General features: G+C 64.7%; 25 protein-coding genes and 1 tRNA gene. 11 read left to right on the forward strand and 15 right to left on the reverse strand.

Annotation, left to right across the window (positions count from 1 at the left end; translation table 11 throughout):
• The first annotated feature begins 212 nt into the window (after positions 1-212).
• Positions 213-289 (forward strand) — tRNA-Arg (locus ACVIHF_RS15925).
• Positions 290-1,039: 750 nt separating this feature from the next.
• Positions 1,040-1,492, forward strand: a complete 453-nt coding sequence (locus tag ACVIHF_RS15930; protein ID WP_456792272.1) for a DUF992 domain-containing protein — start codon at positions 1,040-1,042, stop codon at positions 1,490-1,492.
• A 668-nt stretch (positions 1,493-2,160) separates the two neighbouring features.
• Here the strand turns inward: ACVIHF_RS15930 and ACVIHF_RS15935 are convergent.
• Positions 2,161-2,400 carry a YdeI/OmpD-associated family protein gene (locus ACVIHF_RS15935; protein WP_253623849.1) on the reverse strand — a complete coding sequence of 80 codons (240 nt, stop codon included), beginning with the start codon at positions 2,398-2,400 and terminating at the stop codon, positions 2,161-2,163.
• A 20-nt stretch (positions 2,401-2,420) separates the two neighbouring features.
• Positions 2,421-2,834 carry an SRPBCC family protein gene (locus tag ACVIHF_RS15940; RefSeq protein WP_456792273.1) on the reverse strand — a complete coding sequence of 138 codons (414 nt, stop codon included), beginning with the start codon at positions 2,832-2,834 and terminating at the stop codon, positions 2,421-2,423.
• Between the two features lie 238 nt (positions 2,835-3,072).
• On the opposite strand from ACVIHF_RS15940, the gene ACVIHF_RS15945 reads away from it, so the two are divergent.
• On the forward strand, positions 3,073-3,378 hold the full coding sequence (locus ACVIHF_RS15945; RefSeq protein ID WP_026192799.1) for a hypothetical protein: 306 nt from the start codon (positions 3,073-3,075) through the stop codon (positions 3,376-3,378).
• Between the two features lie 16 nt (positions 3,379-3,394).
• Here ACVIHF_RS15945 and ACVIHF_RS15950 read toward each other — a convergent pair whose 3' ends face one another.
• From ACVIHF_RS15950 to ACVIHF_RS15960, 3 genes are all read right to left on the reverse strand, one after another.
• Entirely contained in the window at positions 3,395-4,030 is a 636-nt protein-coding gene (locus tag ACVIHF_RS15950) for a 2-dehydro-3-deoxy-6-phosphogalactonate aldolase (RefSeq protein ID WP_456792274.1), read from the reverse strand.
• A gap of 11 nt (positions 4,031-4,041) precedes the next feature.
• On the reverse strand, positions 4,042-4,956 hold the full coding sequence (locus tag ACVIHF_RS15955) for a 2-dehydro-3-deoxygalactonokinase (RefSeq protein ID WP_456794094.1): 915 nt from the start codon (positions 4,954-4,956) through the stop codon (positions 4,042-4,044).
• 140 nt (positions 4,957-5,096) lie between these two features.
• Positions 5,097-5,312: a hypothetical protein gene (locus ACVIHF_RS15960; protein ID WP_026192800.1), complete on the reverse strand. Its 216-nt coding sequence runs from the start codon at positions 5,310-5,312 to the stop codon at positions 5,097-5,099.
• Between the two features lie 208 nt (positions 5,313-5,520).
• Between ACVIHF_RS15960 and ACVIHF_RS15965 the strand changes: the two genes are divergently transcribed.
• Positions 5,521-5,697, forward strand: coding sequence for a hypothetical protein (locus tag ACVIHF_RS15965; protein WP_167350394.1), 177 nt, complete (start codon positions 5,521-5,523; stop codon positions 5,695-5,697).
• 15 nt (positions 5,698-5,712) lie between these two features.
• On the opposite strand, the gene ACVIHF_RS15970 is transcribed toward ACVIHF_RS15965, so the two are convergent.
• Positions 5,713-5,982 carry a hypothetical protein gene (locus ACVIHF_RS15970; RefSeq protein ID WP_438071742.1) on the reverse strand — a complete coding sequence of 90 codons (270 nt, stop codon included), beginning with the start codon at positions 5,980-5,982 and terminating at the stop codon, positions 5,713-5,715.
• Positions 5,983-6,122: 140 nt separating this feature from the next.
• The gene (locus tag ACVIHF_RS15975) at positions 6,123-6,299 is read right to left on the reverse strand and encodes a hypothetical protein (RefSeq protein ID WP_162832424.1); all 177 of its coding nucleotides are present in this window, start codon (positions 6,297-6,299) and stop codon (positions 6,123-6,125) included.
• A gap of 189 nt (positions 6,300-6,488) precedes the next feature.
• Between ACVIHF_RS15975 and ACVIHF_RS15980 the strand changes: the two genes are divergently transcribed.
• A complete protein-coding gene (locus ACVIHF_RS15980; protein WP_028331884.1) occupies positions 6,489-6,713 on the forward strand; it encodes a hypothetical protein in 225 nt (74 codons plus the stop codon).
• Positions 6,714-6,921: 208 nt separating this feature from the next.
• The gene (locus tag ACVIHF_RS15985) at positions 6,922-7,278 is read left to right on the forward strand and encodes a DUF6481 family protein (RefSeq protein ID WP_057016541.1); all 357 of its coding nucleotides are present in this window, start codon (positions 6,922-6,924) and stop codon (positions 7,276-7,278) included.
• A 56-nt stretch (positions 7,279-7,334) separates the two neighbouring features.
• Here ACVIHF_RS15985 and ACVIHF_RS15990 read toward each other — a convergent pair whose 3' ends face one another.
• On the reverse strand, positions 7,335-7,568 hold the full coding sequence (locus ACVIHF_RS15990) for a pentapeptide MXKDX repeat protein (protein ID WP_092083897.1): 234 nt from the start codon (positions 7,566-7,568) through the stop codon (positions 7,335-7,337).
• A gap of 375 nt (positions 7,569-7,943) precedes the next feature.
• On the opposite strand from ACVIHF_RS15990, the gene dctP reads away from it, so the two are divergent.
• From dctP to ACVIHF_RS16005, 3 genes are read left to right on the forward strand one after another with little or no spacing between them, the layout of a single operon-like run.
• Entirely contained in the window at positions 7,944-8,966 is a 1,023-nt protein-coding gene (gene dctP / locus ACVIHF_RS15995) for a TRAP transporter substrate-binding protein DctP (protein WP_057016540.1), read from the forward strand.
• Positions 8,963-9,517: a TRAP transporter small permease gene (locus ACVIHF_RS16000; RefSeq protein WP_016842495.1), complete on the forward strand. Its 555-nt coding sequence runs from the start codon at positions 8,963-8,965 to the stop codon at positions 9,515-9,517. Before dctP ends, ACVIHF_RS16000 begins: the two co-directional genes overlap by 4 nt.
• Complete coding sequence (locus ACVIHF_RS16005) at positions 9,514-10,872, forward strand: TRAP transporter large permease (RefSeq protein ID WP_092083893.1); 1,359 nt, start codon at positions 9,514-9,516, stop codon at positions 10,870-10,872. The genes ACVIHF_RS16000 and ACVIHF_RS16005 overlap by 4 nt, the downstream gene beginning before the upstream one ends.
• Positions 10,873-10,910: 38 nt before the next feature.
• On the opposite strand, the gene ACVIHF_RS16010 is transcribed toward ACVIHF_RS16005, so the two are convergent.
• Positions 10,911-11,048: a hypothetical protein gene (locus tag ACVIHF_RS16010; protein ID WP_229159944.1), complete on the reverse strand. Its 138-nt coding sequence runs from the start codon at positions 11,046-11,048 to the stop codon at positions 10,911-10,913.
• Between the two features lie 124 nt (positions 11,049-11,172).
• Here ACVIHF_RS16010 and ACVIHF_RS16015 point away from each other — a divergent pair, with 124 nt between their 5' ends.
• Entirely contained in the window at positions 11,173-11,334 is a 162-nt protein-coding gene (locus ACVIHF_RS16015; protein ID WP_456792275.1) for a hypothetical protein, read from the forward strand.
• Positions 11,335-11,351: 17 nt separating this feature from the next.
• Here the strand turns inward: ACVIHF_RS16015 and ACVIHF_RS16020 are convergent, their stop codons facing one another.
• Positions 11,352-12,200, reverse strand: a complete 849-nt coding sequence (locus ACVIHF_RS16020; RefSeq protein WP_456792276.1) for an SMP-30/gluconolactonase/LRE family protein — start codon at positions 12,198-12,200, stop codon at positions 11,352-11,354.
• Between the two features lie 300 nt (positions 12,201-12,500).
• On the opposite strand from ACVIHF_RS16020, the gene ACVIHF_RS16025 reads away from it, so the two are divergent.
• Complete coding sequence (locus ACVIHF_RS16025; RefSeq protein WP_456792277.1) at positions 12,501-14,720, forward strand: lytic transglycosylase domain-containing protein; 2,220 nt, start codon at positions 12,501-12,503, stop codon at positions 14,718-14,720.
• Between the two features lie 48 nt (positions 14,721-14,768).
• On the opposite strand, the gene ACVIHF_RS16030 is transcribed toward ACVIHF_RS16025, so the two are convergent.
• From ACVIHF_RS16030 to ACVIHF_RS16050, 5 genes are all read right to left on the reverse strand, one after another.
• Positions 14,769-15,737 (reverse strand): tripartite tricarboxylate transporter substrate binding protein BugD, encoded by a 969-nt coding sequence (locus ACVIHF_RS16030; protein WP_456780475.1) that lies wholly within the window; start codon positions 15,735-15,737, stop codon positions 14,769-14,771.
• Between the two features lie 79 nt (positions 15,738-15,816).
• A complete protein-coding gene (locus ACVIHF_RS16035) occupies positions 15,817-17,058 on the reverse strand; it encodes a threonine synthase (RefSeq protein ID WP_057016596.1) in 1,242 nt (413 codons plus the stop codon).
• Positions 17,059-17,205: 147 nt separating this feature from the next.
• Positions 17,206-18,627 (reverse strand): dihydrolipoyl dehydrogenase, encoded by a 1,422-nt coding sequence (gene lpdA, locus ACVIHF_RS16040; RefSeq protein ID WP_076825475.1) that lies wholly within the window; start codon positions 18,625-18,627, stop codon positions 17,206-17,208.
• A gap of 17 nt (positions 18,628-18,644) precedes the next feature.
• Positions 18,645-18,887 carry a hypothetical protein gene (locus ACVIHF_RS16045; protein WP_456780474.1) on the reverse strand — a complete coding sequence of 81 codons (243 nt, stop codon included), beginning with the start codon at positions 18,885-18,887 and terminating at the stop codon, positions 18,645-18,647.
• A complete protein-coding gene (locus tag ACVIHF_RS16050) occupies positions 18,888-19,064 on the reverse strand; it encodes a hypothetical protein (RefSeq protein WP_168858567.1) in 177 nt (58 codons plus the stop codon).
• Positions 19,065-19,067 lie beyond the last annotated feature (3 nt).

Consider the following 19,067-nt stretch of genomic DNA (forward strand, 5'->3'; position numbering starts at 1 on the left):
GGCGCGGACATGAACGGACGAAAACGTCGCAGATCGCATTGCCGACATTCCTTTGACCACCCCGGCGGCAGCGTCGTGCGGCTCGGCAGGCTGGACAGGCCAACGCAGGGCGGGCGCCCTGCTCGCCTTTGTCGTTCGACCACAAAAATCGGTTCGGACGGACTTGGCGGAAAGGCGGATTTTTCATATTGGCGGTGCTACAAGGCCGCCACGGTCCCGTAGCTCAACTGGATAGAGTAGCGGATTTCTACTCCGCGGGTTGCAGGTTCGAATCCTGCCGGGATCGCCACCCTACTCCCTCCAATGAAACCATTTTCCAGAAGCCGCGAAGCCGGCCGGAAACAAACCCGGCGTAGTGTCCCGGCACTGGACCAAGGGGATTAGGTCATGTGGGATTTCATCAACGAATTGTATCGGGATTTCTGCCTGGCTCGCCTGCAGGAGATGCGGAAGCTCGAGCATCATATCTGAGCGGGCAGAGCATCGGTGGCGATCAGCCGTTCTCGCGCCGCGGCTTGGATCACCCCGGACAATCGGACCTTCGCCAGCGCACAAGCAGCCAACACCAATCCCATCGCGGCCCCCCAGTCCCCGTATGATTACGGGGGCGCTCGAACCTTGGCGCCGGTTTTGCAGACACAAACATGACTGGGATTGCGGGCCCAGATTGGAACAGGCGCCGCCGGGACAATGCATTTCGAGCCCGGCGGCGTAATTTTTCGGGACGGGCTCACCGCCATGATCCGAACGGTCCGGCGTCAGTGACGGGACCATTCCCTTGCTTCGCCCGCGGCCTCTCCTGCCTGGAAATCAAGCACGCTCGTTCGACGTCGATAGCTCCACCATCGAGGTGTCAGCCGGCACGGCGATGAAAAGGATCGCCGCTGGTTGATCGTCGTCCTCCTGGCCGGTCGCTCGCGAACGTCGACCGTCGGCAGCAATCAAACCAATCTCTAAGGCTCTCTTAACCACAAGCGAAGGCCGCACGCGGGGTCATGGGCCGATTGCGCGCCGATCCGCGTTGTCCAGCACCATGCGTGTGACAAGCCGTCCGATCGCCTCTGCTCTGTGTGGTGCGGCGGTTCTCGCTGCGCCGCTCGCAGCCGCCAATGCGCAGCAGGTGCAGGCCGGAACGCTTGAGTGTCGTGGCGGACCCGATACCGGGTTCGTGGTGGGTCCGGTGACCAACCTCAATTGCGTGCTGCACGTCGATAGCACGCCGGACAGTCGTTATGTCGCGGCCATCCGCAACCTCGGCGCTTTGATCGGAGATCAAGAAGTCACCATGACTTGGAAGGTGATGGCGCCCGTGCCGTGGCTTGGAAGCGACGATCTCGCCGGCGGCTACGTCCATGCCGACGGCGCCGGCGTCAACGTTCTCGCCGGCGGCACGAATACGCCGATCACGCTGCATCCGTTGAACGAGCGGAACGTCCCCTCAACGCCGCCCCTGAAAATCGAGAACCTCGAGATTCGGCCGGTGGACCGCTGACCCTGAGCGCAGCCAGGCGATGGCCGGCGCGGCCGCCGGAATGCACAACGCCGTCCGCTTGAAATAGATGCGGACGGCGTTGGCCCTAGCCCCAGGAAGGTGATGCAAAATCCTGACAGCTCCAAGTCTGCACACTTTGTGCCAGCGGCGCATGTCCCAAATTGGCTATCACGCGGCATGGCCCAAATGGGCCATTTGGAAACACAGAAACAAAGATAGGTTAGGCATCGAGGCGCCGGCGACGGTGCCTCACGACCAAAGTGTCTACTTGGCCTCAGCGTGGCCCACGCGCTGAGGCCTTTCTTTTTTGATGTTCGCCGTGTGCCGTGAAATCACTCGCCGTTTTTATCATTCAGCGCACGAAACGATTCCGTAGTTCTCCGTGCGTGAACAAAGTTCCGGCGGCGATTGAGGGACTGATCGCTTTCCGTTCGTGCGATTGCAGGTTCCACTTGCCGTGAGCGCCGGCAGCGCGCTTCGCAATTTCTTAATCCAAGAATGTTTCTCTGGAAGATTGTGAGCGCGCGTCGGTCGTCGATATTTTCAGGACCGCGATGGACGATTCCGAGATCGTCCTTTTTGTTCGATGAGGATTCGCACGACCAAAACATCACGCGAGCGATGCGAACGCACAGCGCGCAGCGCGCAGCGGTCACGCCGCGAGAGTCTCACTTTGGTTTGCTCGGCCGATGCGCCATTCCCATATACACCCCACCGGCCTTCAATTCCGCCAGCATCTGGTCGATCCGCTTGCGCTGTGTTGCAGTTCGCACGCTGCGGCCGATCCAGTGCAGATAGTCGTTGCGCTGATACGGCGGGCGCGTCTTGAACGCCTGCATCAGTCCGGCAGCATCGAGCTCGCGGCGGATGCTCGCCGGCATCGCCGCGCGGGGTCGCTTCAGCGTCACGCCGCCCTCCGATCGCCGGATCAGGACCGCCGCTTTGCTTCGACGTAACGCTTGAAGCTGTCCAGGATCGCCTGCCAACCGCCACGCTGCTGCTCGACCGAATGGGTATCCTCGCTATCGAAGCTGACATGCACCTTGACGCCGCCGGTCTCCGGCGTGAATGCGACCTCCGCGCTGCGATCGCCGAACGAATATTCGAGCAGACGGGGCTCCTCGACCCTGGTGTAGGTGCCGGCGAAATCGAATCCCATGCTGCCGTCCTTGGCTTCCATCCGCGACGAGAAGGCGCCGCCGGTGCGCAGGTCGACGGTCGCGGCGGTCGTGTGCCAATCGTCGGAAGCCGCGTTCCACTGCTTGATGTCGTCGGGCGTCGTATAGGCGCGCCAGACATCCGCGATCGGCGCGGCAACGGTCGTTTCGACGACAATCCTCATATCTATTCCCTTCCCTCGTAGCGATGGGGTGAAGCTGACGCGCCTCCCGGGCGGCGCCGGACCGCGGCCATTCTATTAAGGCCAAAGATGCCTCCGTCAAATGGCAACGCCCGGGCCGCCGGGAACATGAGGAGATCCGGGACGCCATTCAACCAACCAAGTGATGCCTGGTCGCCACAAGAATTTCGTCAGGAATGACCGTGTATGGAAGACGGGTCCAAGGCCCGGAGAGCGCGTCATGCGGAACCTGAACACTGTCCTGAGCAAGCTGAACGACCGCCTGCTGCGGCTGGAGGGCGAATTGTTCGTGCTGCGATCGATCGCGCGCGCCGCCCTCACCGCCGGCGACGAGTCCGCCGTCCGCACCCGCAAGCTGCTCGAAGGCGCAAAGCTTGCGCTCTCGGACGAAGCCGAACGGCCGCTGGACGCCGCGACCGGGAAGTACGTCGCGGCCGCGATCGCCATGGTCGAAGAGCTGCTTGAGAATCCCCGCGAGGCGGCCCCGCTGTTCAGGGTGATCGACGGCGGCAGGCGGGACGATTAGCGCGCTTGCGCCGAGCCTAGCCGGTACCCTGCACGGCCTTGTCATAGGCCTCGATCGTCAGCCTTGCCCTGACCGCAATATCCGCGCCCGTCATGCCCGGCTTGTAAAGGCTGCTGCCGAGACCGAAGGCGCGAATGCCTGCCTTCACATACTCGGCGAAATTCTGGTCCGAGACGCCGCCGACCGCGGCGATCATCACGTCCGGCGGCAGCACGGCGCGGATCGCGGTGATGCCGGCGGCGCCGAGCACGCTGGCCGGAAAGAATTTCAGGCTCGATGCCCCCGCGCGCGCGGCGAGCAGCGCTTCCGTCGGCGAGAATACGCCGGGCATCGTGATCATCGCGTGGTCCCTTGCACGCGCCAGCACCTCGACGTCGACATTCGGCGACACCATAAGGCGGCCGCCGACGTCATGCAGGCGATCGACGTCGGCTGCAGTCAGCACCGTGCCCGCGCCGATCAGAACATCGGCCGGCGCGCGCTTCGCCGCGATCTCGATCGAGCGGAACGGCTCTGGCGAGTTCAGCGGAATCTCGATCGCGGTCATGCCGGCGTCGAGCAGCGCGCCGACGATGCCCAGCACCTCGCCCGGCTTGACGCCGCGCAGGATCGCGACCAGCGGCCGCTTCATCGGCGGAAACGGAATACTCATGCGTTGATCCCTCAGTTCTTCCAGATCGCCGCCGCCGCGCCGGCGAGGCCACGGCGAACCGCCTCCTCCGCATCCATGACATTGAGCGGAATCGAAAGGCATTCGAGCGCCATCTGATAGAGCCGCTGCAACCGGCCCGAGGCAATCAGCGTAACCGGCGCTCCCTGCTCCCGCTCCGCAAGGCCCGCCGCGAGTTCGACGCCGATCAACGTGCCCGAGATCGTCTCGCGCGCGGCCTGTGCGTTGCCGCCGAACAGCAGCTGCCGCGATCGCACGCGAAACAGCAGATTGGCCGCTAGCGCCGGCGCCGCGAATGCCGCCGCGACCGCCGCGCGGAACGCATCGCCGTCAACCGCTTCCTCGGCGCCGGCGACGGCGTGCGACAGGATGGTGTCGCGCGCGACCGCGCTGAACAGCTCTCCGGTCATGAAGGTCGCAAAGCGTTCGACCGTTCCGCCGCGGACCCTCACCCATTTGGAATGCGTTCCCGGCATGCAGACGAGCGCCTCGCCCGGCGCATTCAAGCCGAGCGCCCCCAGCAGCTGGGTCTCCTCGCCGCGCATGACGTCCGGCGCGGCGGCATCACGCTGCGCAATTCCAGGCAGGATACGGATCTCGCGCGTCTGCCCGCTGACCACGACAGCGCCCTTGAGGATGTCCGACAGATGCGCCGGCGTATCGATATAGCCGGCCTCGACCCAGCCCTGCCGCGCGCCCGCCATGCCGCAGATCACGACCGGCAGGTCGGCCGGCACACCCAGCGCATCGAGATGCGATTGCAGCACGGCCGCAAAGCCGGTCCTGGCTGCCGCGGTCATGCCTTCATCGCTGCGGCGCTCACCGAGCACCTTGCCACCGGCGCCCGTCAGCCAGAGCCGGAAGCTGCTGGTGCCCCAGTCGACCGCGACATAGGAAAACCCGCTCATCGCGCCCTGTTCCACGCTCTCAGTGTCCCGCGCGCCGACGGCGCCGCTGCCAGACGCGATAAAGGCGATCATCGCGCCACGCAAGGCGGCTCGGTGGCGTGACGCCACGAGGCCTCGCTGGCATCGGACGCGCGGATCGATTACCGCGCGCCCTTCAGCGTGCAGGAGGTCGTGCAGGTCGTAACGTTGCCGCGGTCACATTTGATGCAGGCGTTGACGCACTGATCCATGACCTTGGGATTGTACTGACTGTAAAGATTGGCCGCACAGCTGTTGGTCGATCCCGTAACCTCCGGGTCGGACCAGCAACCGGACAGTAAAAATGCTGCGGCACTCAAAATGGCGACCTTGCGCATAAGGCCTCCTGCCACGCCGTATCCGAGTAATGTTGCAAGTAACCTTGATGGGTTAGGTTAAATTCCGGTTTCAATTGCGGCCTTATTCGGAAGCAGTATTGCTTATCCACCGGACATTTCCCCAAGGTCCGGGCCCACACCGGCAAGGCCGTCAGGCGACCCCGCCTGGCGGCTTTGTTGCCCAGCAATGCACAAGGAAACCAACAAGATGGCCCGAAAGCCGCGGTGGTCGTTCAAGGAGGACCGACGACTGATGGAACTGGCACGCTCCTCGAAGTCGCTGGAGGAGGTCGTGAAGGCGACCGGCCGCTCGCCGGAGCGGATCAAGAAGATGGCGATGCGCCTCGGCCTGTCGATCAAGCCGCGCGGTACCACCAAGAAATGACTTGAAATACGGCCGCTAGAGTTCTGGCGGACAATCGTCCTTCGCTTGCACCGGGATCGCTCTGACCTCGCCCTGCGGCTTGGCCTCAGCCTCAGCCTCGGTCCCCCTGGTGCAGGTGGTCAGCACGAAAGCAACCCGGCTGCATTGCCATTCCGGCCCGAGCGCCGCATTGGACACCGGCTCGGGCGACGCCAGTGTCAGGGATAGATACGCCACCAAAACGGCACCCGCCGCGCCTGCGGCAGCCAGCGCCGCGCCCTTTCCGGACCACAGCTTGGACATCATGGCCTTGGTTCCCGCCGATCTCCAGGAGACGAGGCAGCCCGCCTGTCCGCGTGTGATCGGAATCACAACCGGGATCAAACAGTTCAGCCCGAGTCTTTGGGCTTGATGTGGGATCGATATTGCACTGCCGCAAGACGGGGTTAGCGCGCCGGCTCGATCACATTACAGTTGGTCCGGCCCGACATCAGGCAGTCCTGCATCTTGCTCGCCGCCGTCAGGTCATGCGCGAGCCAGAGGCCGACCGCGAGCATGACCGCTGCGACCAGCAGTCCGATCAGCGCGCCTCTTCTGCTGCCTCCGTCGTCGGATTCGCTCATGCCCGCTTCGGTTCCCGGTTGCCACGGTCCGCATCATGACCCTTTGCACGGTTGCGTGCGATCAATTCTGCAACAGTCGCACAACGAAATGCACGGCCGCGGCCGTCGGCACCGCAATTCCGTTGCGCGCCAGGGGCGACTCGCGAAAGACTACTCGCTGAAGTGGAGCGCGTGTGCGGGGGCGTGCCGATGAGCGAACAAGAAGCAACGACGTACGACTATCAGCGTTACAGGCAGTTGCTCTCGGAGGCTGTCGATGAGAGCAGCAGGCAGCGGCTGATCAGCCTCCTGATCGCCGAAAAGGCGCGCGACAGGCTGGAAGCCCAACGCGCCTCGGACCGGAGCGCGATGACCGCCGAGACGGTCGCCAAGGTCCTGGGTAACGGACGACGCGAGCACCTCCAGCGCGGCTGAACTTTTCAACAGCCCTTGTTCAACAGCCCTTGGTGACCAGCCACTCACCACGCGTCCGCGGGGCGAACGATGGCCGCTTGACGCTGGCTCATATCTCCCTTGCTCCACAGCCCTCCGTTCACCACTGGCAATTTCGTCGCCATTCACTTATTGAAACGCCGAACCAACCCCATCCATCACCCGAACAGAAAGCAGCAAGGCTTCCTCTATGAGTGGCTTCAAGGAACCGGGTTTTGCCGACCGCCAGAAAGCGGCCCTGCAGGCGCGGCAAAACCTCCTCAACAAGTTTCGCGCCCAGCCGGGAGCTGACGATCCCGCTGTGAAGGCACGTGCCGAGGAGCGCGCGGCGATCGCCGAACGCCGCACCAAGGCCAAGGAGGCCCGTGAGGCCGAAAAGGCCGAGCAGAAGCGCCGCGAGGAAGAGGCCGCGGCCGCCGAGGCCGCCCGCATTGCCCGCGAGAAGGAAGAGGAAGCCGCCCGCGAGGAGGCGCTGCTCGCCGAGCAGAAGGCCAAGCGCGATGCCCGCTACGCGGCACGCAAGGAGCGCGGCAAGAAGAAGCGCTAAGGCGCAACCAGGCCCGCCAGAGCGGCGGGCCTGCGGATAGCGGGCGATGACGGCAGTCAGTTCTTCTTCATGCCGTCGTCTTTCTTCATCATCGCGCCGCCGTCCTTCTTCATGGCGTCGTCCTTCTTCATCATGCCACCGTCCTTCTTCATGGCATCCTTGGACATCGAGTCTTCCTTTTTCATCGCGTCATCCTTGCCCATCTTGTCCTGAGCGAAGGCGGCGGGCGCCAGCGCCAGGCTGAACGAGAGCAGCGCGGCGGAAAGGCCGAGGCGGGTCTTGGTGGTCATGGTGATGATCCCTTGTGTGGTCGAATGTGAGCGCGACGACTTGCCGCTCTCTACTCGACGCACTTGCGCCGGCCGTCGTTACCTCCAATAACAAATTCTTGAAGCAGCACGGCTGCGGTCGCCCGGCGGCTGGTCGCGCGACGGTTGCGTGACGACGCGGCGTCACCGCGCATCAGTGTGCACCGCAACAACGGCAAGGCTTGAACGTCAGGACTTGAATGTCAGGACTTGAACGTCAGGACTTGCAGCCCCGTATCGGCTCGCACTATCAGGGCGCCTCGAACTATCAGACTAGAGAATATTCACGCGAAGACCGGCTAAGCTAAAGCTCCGCGCCGGCCTAACAGCCACTCAAGAAGCTCTCAGGGGAGAACAATGCTTACACGCCGCCACGTCCTCGCTTCCGCCCTCGCCGCACCCGCCGTCCTGCGGATGGGCATCGGGACCGCGCATGCCGCGACCACGCTGAAGATCTCGCACCAGTTCCCCGGCGGCACCATCGACAAGGGCGACTTCCGCGACCGGCTGTGCAGGATGTTCGCGGCCGAGGTCGCCAAGCGCTCGGGCGGTGAGCTGACCGCCGAGGTCTATCCGAACTCGTCGCTGATCAAGACCAACGCGCAGTTCTCGGCGATGCGCAAGGGCGCGCTCGACCTCAGCCTGTATCCGATGCCCTATGCCGGCGGCGAATTGCCGGAGACCAATATCGGCCTGATGCCGGGCCTCGTCACCACCTACGATCAGGGCCTGCGCTGGAAGAAGGAGCCGGTCGGCAAGGCCTTGAGCGACTTCCTCGCCGACAAGGGCATTCTGCTGATCTCCTGGGTCTGGCAGGCCGGCGGCGTCGCCAGCCGCTCCAGGGCGATCGTGGCGCCTGAAGATGCCAAGGGCCTCAAGGTGCGCGGCGGCTCGCGCGAGATGGACATGGTGCTGCAGACCGCCGGCGCCGCCGTGCTGTCGGTGCCGTCCAACGAGCTCTACGCCGCGATGCAGACCGGCGCCTGCGACGCCGGCATCACCTCCTCCACCAGCCTGATCTCGTTCCGCCTCGAGGAGGTCGCGAAGTCGCTGACCTCGGGCGCCGGCGCCTCCTACTGGTTCATGCTGGAGCCGTTGATGATGTCGAAGGCGATCTTCGACAAGCTGCCGAAAAACCAGCAGGACATCATCCTTGCCGTCGGCACCGAGCTCGAGGCGTTTGGCCGCAAGGGGGCGCAGGACGACGATACCGAAGTCGCCAAGGTCTATGAGAAGGCCGGCGCCAAGGTCAGCGCGCTCGATGCAACCATTGTCGGCAAGTGGCGCGACATCGCGCGCGATACCGCGTGGAAGGACTATGGCGCCAAGACCGCCACCGCTGCCAACCTGCTGAAGCTCGCAAGCGACGTCGCCGCATGATGCATGGTCCGGTCGCGGATCAGGCCGAAACCGCAAGCATCGCCGCGGGCAACACGCCCGTGGCCTTGCTTGGGCGCGCGCTGTCCATCTGCAACAACATCATCGTGGTGTTCGCCGCGCTCGCTCTGGTCGCGGCCTGCGTGATCCTGAGCTACAGCGTGCTCGGCCGCGCCCTGTTCCACAGCCCGAACTACTGGCAGGACGAGGCGGCCGTCTTCCTCCTGGTCGGCGCCACCTTCATGACCTCGGCCTATGTGCAGAGCCAGCGCGGCCATGTCAGCATCGAGGCGTTCGTCGGGCTGCTCTCGGCGCGCGCCAACGCCATCCGGCTGTGGCTGGTCGATGTCGCGAGCTTCGCGTTCTGCGCCTTCTTCGCCTGGAAGTCCTGGACCCTGGCACATGAAGCCTATGTCGACGGCCAGGTGTCCAACTCGATGTGGTCGCCGCCGCTCGCCATCCCCTACGTGCTGATGGCGCTGGGCATGACGCTGCTCTGCGTGCAGATCCTCCTGCAAATCATCATTCCGCTGACGGGTGGCGCGCGCCGATGACCGTGTTTGGTATTGGTATCTCCTACGGACTTGCCACCCTGTTTGCGATGTTCTCCGGCATGCCGATCGCGTTCGCGCTCGGTGCGGTCGCGGTCGTGTTCATGGCGATCTTCATGCCGGCGGCCTCGCTCGATACGGTGACGCAGAACGTCTACGAGGAGATGGCCTCGATCACGCTGCTGTCGATCCCGCTGTTCATCCTGAAGGGCGCGGCGATCGGCAAATCGCGCGCCGGCCAGGATCTCTATTCGGCGCTGCACGCCTGGCTGCACCGCGTGCCCGGCGGCCTCGGCGTCGCCAATGTGTTCGCCTGCGCCCTGTTCGCGGCGATGGCCGGCTCCTCGCCCGCGACCTGCTCGGCGATCGGTTCGGCCGGCATTCCGGAGATGCGCAAGCGCGGCTATTCCGGCGGCTTTGCCGCGGGGATCATCGCCGCCGGCGGCACGCTCGGCATCCTGCTGCCGCCCTCGATCACGATGATCCTGTTCGCCGTCGCAGCCGAGAAATCGCTGGGACGGCTGTTTCTCGCCGGCATCGGCCCCGGCCTGCTGCTGGTGACGCTGTTCGGCCTCTACGCCGTGTTCCGCTTCCGCAAGGAATACGCCATGGCCCGCGCCGTCTATGACGCGACCGGCAAGGACGCGGCGATCCTGCAGCATGACGAATTCACCATGGCCGAGCGCTTCAGCGCGCTGCCGCGCGTGATCCCGTTCGTGCTGCTGCTGACCGGCGTGATGATCGCGCTCTATGGCGGCTACGCCACGCCATCGGAAACCGCCGGCCTCGGCGGCCTCCTGGCGCTCGGGCTGATCGCCGTGATCTACAGCGTGTGGACGCCCAGCGACCTGTCGCCGATCCTGAAATCGACCATCCGCGAGTCCACCATGCTGATGCTGATCATCGGCATGTCACTGCTCTATTCCTATGTGATGAGCTATCTGCACATCTCGCAGTCGGCGGCGGAGGCGATCGTCGCCATGCACCTGCCGCGCTGGGAGCTGTTGTTTGCGATCCTCGTGATGGTGATCGTGCTCGGCTTCTTCCTGCCGCCGGTCTCGATCATCCTGATGACCGCGCCGATCATCCTGCCGCCGCTGCGCGCGGCCGAGTTCGACATCATCTGGTTCGGCGTCGTCATGACCATCGTGATGGAGATGGGCCTGATCCATCCGCCGGTCGGCCTCAACATCTTCGTCATCCGCAACGTCGCGCCCGACATCCCGCTGAGCGAGGTGATCTGGGGCACGCTGCCATTCGTGCTGCTGATGATGTTCGCAGTGCTGTTGCTCTGCTTCTTTCCGGAGATCTCGACCTGGCTGCCGAATCTGATCATGGGGCCGGACGGCGGGCGCTAGACCGCTTGCGCGCTGCGAGGACGCGGCAGACCGTAGTTTCAGGCAGCCTCCTGCTCGCGTTCCGCGAGCGCCCTCTCGATCCGGCGGACCAGCACCGCCGTCGGACGCCCCTCGCGCTGCAGCCGGCGGAGCTCGTTCCACAGCCTGATGATTTCGCGGTCTCGCTCGTCGTCCATGGCAGCACTCTCCCGGAGCGCGCTCCTATGAACGAAACGAGAACGAAACTCAAGACCGCGAGATGCCGTCAAGACGCTGTCGCTGGTGCAGGAACGAGAGCGACGCGGCGCGATTGGTTCCTTCATGAAAATGGCCAAGGCAATTCGCAGGCAGGCGCAGACCGCGGAGCGGGTTGCATTGACGACGGCCGACGCACTTGTCGCCAACCAGATGCGCTCCCTCGCCCGCGCCTTCAGGAGCCAGGCCGATATCCTGAAGAAGAAAGAGAAGAAAAAGAAGAAGTGAGACTCGCCTCGGTCGGCTCAGGGATAGCCATCACCCGGCGTGTCGACCTCGACCACATCGATCCGCGACGTGGACCTGCCCTTGCGTAGCTCTTCGTAGGACGTCTCCGCGCTCAGGCAGAACAGCGTCCTGCGGTCCGCGTCTCCGAGCGCGCAGGCAAGCGCGCGGCGACCGGACACCGTGATGCGCTCACGCTCCACGCCAGTGCGATCGATCCGGACAAAAGCATCTTCCGTGAAGGACGCGACCCAGGTCGCCCCGTCGGCATCGAGGCAGATGCCGTCGGGATCGTTGATGCTGCCGAACCGCCCGCGCAGGGTCAGGCCGCCGTCCGGCGCGATGTCGTATTCGGCGAGACCTGCGCCATCCATTTCGGCAACGACGAGCCGGCGATGGTCGGAGGAGACGGCAATGCCGTTGGGAAACCGCAAGCCTTCCGCGACGACGCGGGCACTGCCGTCGGGCATCACGAGGATGATCCGGCCGACCGCACCGCGGCGCTCCGGCGGCGGCAGGTCGAAGCCGAGATCGCCGACATAGGCGCGTCCCTGCCCGTCGATGATCATGTCGTCGATCGTGCCGGTCGCGACCTCGGAGAGATCGGCATAGAGCGACAGCGCTCCATCGGAAAACCGCAGCAGCCGCTTCCTGAACATCGTCAGCACGACGATGTCGCCATCAGGCAGGACGCCGAGACCACACGGCGTGTCGTCGGTCAGCGCAGCATGCTCCTGCAACTCGCCCGACGAGCTGATGCTCAGAAGCGCCCGCGCCATGCAATCGACGAACCAGAGCCGCCCGCGATGCCAGCGCGGGCCTTCGAAATAGCGGCCGCCGTCGAGGATCGTTCTGAGGCGCGCCGTCATGATGCACCGGTTCGAGAAAAGTGATGTTGCAGTGACATCGTCAGCCCCCACGTGCGCTCGCTACGACGATACAACTCAGGCGGAACCGGTCAAAGCACGGTGCTGCCTGTCCGTTTTCACCCGTAATAATCCCGGTTCCAGCGGGTTCCACACGCCATATTCCATATTTCGCCGCGTTTTCCCTGTTGAGTTGCAGCTGCATTAAGACTCGAGAATCGAGGGTAGTGATAATCTGCGGCGGTTGTGCCGCCGTATGACGCGTTCTGTTGTGCCTCATGGTTTCTCAGGGGGGACCAGGGAATGAACCGTTGCCTACGTCCGCTGGCGTGCTTCGCCACCGCCGCCGCGCTCGCGCTGCTTCCGGTCCAGGCGACCGCCAAGCCGCATCACCAGCACCAGGCCAAGAGCGGCCACGGGGACAAGAAGGCGCATGGCGGCAAGGCCGCGCGCGAGAGCACCTCCGGCAAGCGGCGGCACGCCAGACATGGCGCCGACAAACGTAAATCCGCGAAGGCCAAATCCGATCCTTCCAAATCCGCTGAGAAGGCGCCCGAGCCGGAGAAGCCCTCAGGGCCGCAATTGTCGGGCGATCTCGCCACGATCAGGGATGCGATCCTCGCCGCGCGCAGAGGCAAGACCAGCGATGCGACCGACATCCAGGCCAGGATCACCGACCCGGTCGGGCGAAAACTCGTCGAGTGGTATCTGCTGCGCCACTCGGAATCGAGCGCGCCGTTCAGCCGCTATGCGGCATTCGTGACGGCCAATCCGGACTGGCCAAGCGTCACGCTGTTGCGCAAGCGCGCCGAAGCGCGGATCTGGCAGGAGCGCAGCGATCCGGCCACGGTGCACGGCTTCACCCTCGATCAGCCGATCAGCGGCAAGGGCAAGTTCGCGCTCGCCCGCACGCTGCTGGCTGAAGGCGACCGCGACGGCGCCACCCGGCTGGTGCGCGAAGCCTGGCGCTCGGAGGAACTGTCCGATCGCACCGAGAGCGACGCCTATGATGCGTTCAAGGACCTGCTGACGCGCGACGACCATCGGGCGCGCATGGACAAGCGGATCGGCGCCAAGGATCTCGCCGGCGCGAGGCGCGCGGCACAGCGGCTCGGCAGCAACGATCTGGCGATCGTGAAAGCCTGCGGCGCGGTCCGCGGACAATCCAGCAAGGCAGAGGACACGCTCAACGATGTGCCGGCCGATGCCCGCCGCGATCTCGGCTACACGCTGTGCCGAATTCAATGGCTGCTTGCGAAGAACAAGGTCGACGAAGCGGCGCGCGTGACGATCGCGGCTGAGCCGGAGACGATGGCGCAGCAGGACACCGACCAGTGGTGGCGCGAGCGCCGCATCCTCTCCCGCAAGCTGCTCGACCAGGGCGAGTACCAGGCGGCCTATGACGTGATCCGGCCCGCGGCGGCGCCCGACAATCCTTATTACCGCTCCGACATGCACTTCATGCGCGGCTGGATCGCGCTGCGTTATCTCAACGACGCCAAGGCCGCCGCGGCGCACTTCGCGCATATCGATGAGGGCCAGACCAACCCGACCGTGCTGGCGCGCGCCGCCTATTGGCGTGGCCGCGCCGCAGAGGCACTCGGCAATTCCGCGGCGATGCGGGCCGATTACCAGGCCGCCGCGCGCTACCCGACGGCCTATTACGGTCAGCTCGCGCTGGCCAAGCTCGGCCGTGATGGTGGCGTCGAGCTGCGCGCGCCCTCGCCGGCCGCCAGCGCCGGCAGCATGGCGGCGGATGAGCGCGTCCGCGCCGCCGATATGCTCTATGCGATCGGCGAGCCTGACATCGTGCTCTATTTCGCCGCCGACCTCGCCGAGGAAAGCACCGATGTCGGGATGCTCGAGGCGCTCGGCGAGCTGACCGGCCGCCGCAACGATGCCCGCGCCATGCTGCAGATCGGCAAGATCGCACTCGCGCGCGGCTTTGCCTTCGACCATTACGCTTTCCCCGTGATCGGCATTCCCAAGCACATGCCGATCGCGCCAGATATCGGGCGCAGCATGACCTACTCGATCGCGCGTACCGAAAGCGCGTTCGACCAGCGCGACAAGTCAGCGGCCAACGCCGTCGGCCTGATGCAGGTGACGCCGGAAGCTGGTCGTGACACCGCCAAGCGCTTCGGCGTCAGCTATGACTGGAGCCGGATGGTGTCCGATCCCGTCTACAACACCCAGATGGGCGCAGCCGAGCTCAGCGCGTTGCTGTCGGAATATCGCAACTGCCACATCATGACCTTTGCCGGCTACAACGCCGGCCGCGGCCGCGTCCGCGACTGGATCAAGGCCTACGGCGACCCGCGCGATCCCAAGGTCGATCCAGTCGACTGGGTGGAGCGGATCCCGATCTCCGAGACGCGCAACTACGTGCAGCGCGTGATGGAGAATTTCGCGGTCTACCGGGCGCGGTTCGAGGATGCCGACACGGCAGTGGCCAAGAACGGCGAGCGCGTCGTAACGCAGGAGAGCAACGCGGCGCCGGCTGAGGCAATGCCGTCGCAATAACGTCGTCCCGGCCTAGCGCGCAATTGCGCGCGGCCGGGATGACAAGTTTCAATCCACCTTCACGTTGGCGGCCTTGATCATCGGCCACCATTTGGCGATTTCCGCCTTCTGCCAGGCACCGAGCGCATCCGGCGTGAGCTGATCCTTCGGCGGCATCTGCAAGCCCAAATTCTCGAGCTGCTTCTGCACGGCCGGATCGGCCATCGCCTCGACCGCAGCGGCGTTGAGCTTGGCCACGATCTCCTTCGGGGTACCCTTCGGCACCCAGAGGCCGGACCACAGCGTCATGTGGAAGCCCGGCAGGCCGGCCTCGTCGACCGTCGCGACGTCGGGCGCATTCGCGACCCGCTTGGAATCGGTGACCGCATAGGCGCGGATATTGCCGGCGCGGACCTGGTTGATCGAGTTCGAGGTCTGGTCGACGATGATGTCGATCTGACCGGCGACGAGGTCGTTCAGCGCCGGCCCGGTGCCGCGATACGGCACATATTGCAGCTTGATGCCGGAAACGTTCTCGAAATAGAGCCCGGCGATATGGCTGCCGCTGCCGGCGCCGGCGGTGCCCGCGGTCGGCGGCGCCGGCCGCGACTTCAGCCACTCCAGCAATTCCTTCAGCGATTTCGCCGGCACGGCGTTCTTGCTGACGATGATCATCGGGTTGCTCGGCAGCAGCACCACCGGCTCGAGATCGGTGACGAGGTCGTAGCCGAGCTTGTAGATCGCGCCGTTGGCGACATGGGTGCCGAGATGGCCGAACGAGATGGTGTAGCCGTCGGGCGCCGAGCGCACCGCACGGCCGACGCCGATCGAGCCGCCGGCACCGGTCACGTTCTCGATCAGCAGCACCTCACCGAGCGACTGCTTCATGCGCTCGCCGAGGATGCGTGCCATCGCATCCGAAGGACCGCCGGCGGCAAACGGCACCACGATGGTGATCGGGTGCGTCGGATAGGTTTCCGCGGAAACGTTCCCCGTTAACGCCAACATCGCCAACACGGCCAGAACCAGCTTCCGCATCACGCTCTCCCTCAATTTTCTTGTTTCCAATTATTTTTGAAGGGCCACCTCTCGACAAGATGGCCCTTCGGATGAGGCGTCAGAACTGCGAGAAGTCGATCGGCTTGTGCCGGTCGAGCGTGCGGGTGATCGGCGGCAGCGGGTATTTCAGGCCGCTGGCGCAGTTGAACAGCATCACGCGGTCGGTCTTGCTGACACGGCCGTCGGCGAGGCTCTCCTTGTAGGCGGCGTAGGTCGCGGCGCCCTCGGGGCACAGCAACAGCCCCTCCTCGCGCGCGACCTCATTGAGGGCGGCGCTGATCTTGTCGTCATCGACGGCGATCGCAAAACCCTTGCTCTCGCGCACCGCGCGCAGGATGAGGAAGTCGCCGATCGCCTGGGGCACGCGGATGCCCGAGGCGATGGTGTGGGCGTCCTCCCAGCGCGCGGCGTGCTCGGTGCCGGCCTCATAGGCCCGCACCATCGGCGCGCAGCCGGAGGCCTGCACCGCGACCATGCGCGGGCGCTTGCTTCCGATGAAGCCGATCTTCTCGAGCTCGTCGAACGCCTTCCACATGCCGATCAGGCCGGTGCCGCCGCCGGTCGGGTAGAAGATCACGTCGGGCACGTCCCAGCCGAGCTGCTCGGCAAGTTCAAGCCCCATCGTCTTCTTGCCCTCGATCCGGTACGGCTCCTTCAGGGTCGAGGTATCGAACCAGCCGACCTTCGCCTTGCCCTCGCCGACGATCTTGCCGCAGTCATCGATATAGCCGTTGACGCGATAAACGGTGGCGCCCTGCAGCTCGATCTCGCTGACATTCACCTCCGGCGTATCGGCCGGGCAGAAGATCGTGGTCTTGATGCCGCAGGAGGTCGCATAGGCCGCCAGCGCCGCGCCGGCATTGCCGTTGGTCGGCATCGCCATGTGCTTGATGCCGAGCGCCTTGCCCATCGACACCGCCATCACCAGGCCGCGTGCCTTGAACGAGCCGGTCGGCAGCCGGCCTTCATCTTTCACAATGATCTCGCCGCCGCCAAGCTTGGCGCCGAGCCGCGGCAGCCGGATCAGCGGCGTCGTGACCTCGCCGAGGCTGACGATATCCTTGCATTTGCGCACCGGCAGCAGCTCGCGGTAGCGCCACAAATCGGCGGGACGCTGCGCCAGGGCGTCCTTCGTCAGCGCCTTCTTCACCCCGGCAAGGTCATAGCGCACCAGCAGCGGCTTGCCGGCCTTGGAGAGGTTGTGCACCTGGTCGGCGGGATAATGATCGCCCTCCATCGCGCATTCGAGATGGGTGACGAAAGTCGGGCGTTCGATGGTGAGGTTGTCGTTGTCTTTCACTGGCTCTGTTCTTTCTCAGGCTTCTTGCGTCAACGGCTCTTTCCGCTTGTCATCGCCGGGCTTGACCCGGCGATCCATCTTGCAAAAAAGCTTTCGCTTGATGGATACGCGGGTCAAGCCCGCGCATGACGAGCTGAATTCGGCCACTCAAATATTCAGCACCCGCCCGTAGGCGTCGAGCACCGCTTCCTTCATCATTTCCGACAAGGTCGGATGCGGGAACACGGTGTGCATCAGTTCCTCTTCCGTGGTCTCCAGATTCATCGCCACGACGTAGCCCTGGATCAGCTCGGTGACCTCGGCGCCGATCATGTGTGCGCCGAGCAGCTGGCCGGTCTTCTTGTCGAAGATCACCTTGACGAGGCCCTGGTCCTCGCCGAGCGCGATCGCCTTGCCGTTGCCGACGAACGGGAAGCGGCCGACCCGGATCTCGCGGCCGTCTTCCTTGGCCTTGGCCTCGGTGAGGCCGACGGAGGCGACCTGCGGGTTGCAGTAGGTGCAGCCCGGGATCATCAGCTTGTCCATCGGATGCGGATGCAGGCCCTTGATCGCCTCGATGCAGATCACGCCCTCATGCTCGGCCTTGTGCGCGAGCATCGGCGGTCCCGCGACGTCGCCGATCGCATAGATGCCGGGAACGTTGGTCTTGCCGAGGCCGTCGATCACGATGCAGCCGCGATCGGTTTTGACGCCAAGCTTCTCCAGCCCGAGATTCTCGATATTGCCGACCACGCCGACCGCCGAAATCACGCGCTCGAACTCCACCGCTTGCGGCTTCTCCTTGCCGTCGTCGATGGTCGCAACCACGCTGTCGGCCTTCTTCTCGAGCTTTGTCACCTTGGTCGAGGTGAGTATCTTGATCCCCATCTTCTCAAACCGCTTGCGGGCGAGCCCTGCGATTTCCGCATCCTCGACCGGGAGAATCTGCGGCAGCACCTCGACCACGGTGACGTCGGCGCCCATGGTGTGGAAGAACGAGGCGAACTCGATGCCGATCGCGCCGGAGCCGACCACCAGCAGCGACTTCGGCATCCGCTCCGGCACCATCGCCTCGAAATAGGTCCAGATCAGCTTCTTGTCGGGCTCGAGCCCGGGCAGCACGCGCGGCCGCGCGCCGGTCGCCACGATGATGTGCTTGGCCTGATAGCTGCCCTCGCCGCTGGCGCCCTTCGGCGCCTCGACCGCCGACTTCTTCACCGTGATCTTGCCGGGCGCGTCGATCGTGGCCTCGCCCCAGATCACCGTGACCTTGTTCTTCTTCATCAGGAAGCCGACGCCGTCATTGAGGCGCTTCGAGACGCCGCGCGAGCGCTGCACCACCGCCTTCGGATCGAACGAGACATTGTCGGCCGACAACCCGTAATCCTTGGCGTGCTGCATGTAGTGATAGATCTCGGCGGAGCGCAGCAGCGCCTTGGTCGGAATGCAGCCCCAGTTCAGGCAGATGCCGCCGAGATAGGATTTCTCGACGATCGCGGTCTTGAAACCGAGCTGCGCGGCACGGATCGCGGTCACGTAGCCGCCGGGGCCGGAGCCGATGATGATGACGTCAAAGGATGTGTCGGCCATGGCGGCTCCCGTTCAACTCAACGTGTGACGCCGCGGGCGCGGCTTCTTGCGATCAATGACCTGACCAGCCATTCGAGCCCGATCACCACGGCCATGATGGCCAGGGCCGTCAGCACGATCGGCTGGGCGATGTTCCGCGCCAGCTGTTCGCCGGCGAAGAACGCGGAGTGCAGAAGATCCAATCCGACCGGATTGAGCACCAGTGCGGCCGACAGCAACAGCGAGATCCAGAGCCAGCGCGTGCAAGCCGTGCCGGCCATTCATCCGTACTCCCGCCATACCGCACCGAGGAACACGGACCACGCCAGCGCCAGCACCGCGGCGCCGATCATCATGATCCTGAACTGGATCGTCGATATCAGGTCGCGGTTGACCGCGACGAGCAACGCGACGGCGATAGCGGCGAGCAGGACGTACGGACCGACGATCGCGTACATGGC

The organism is Bradyrhizobium sp. USDA 4506 (genome assembly GCF_054058795.1).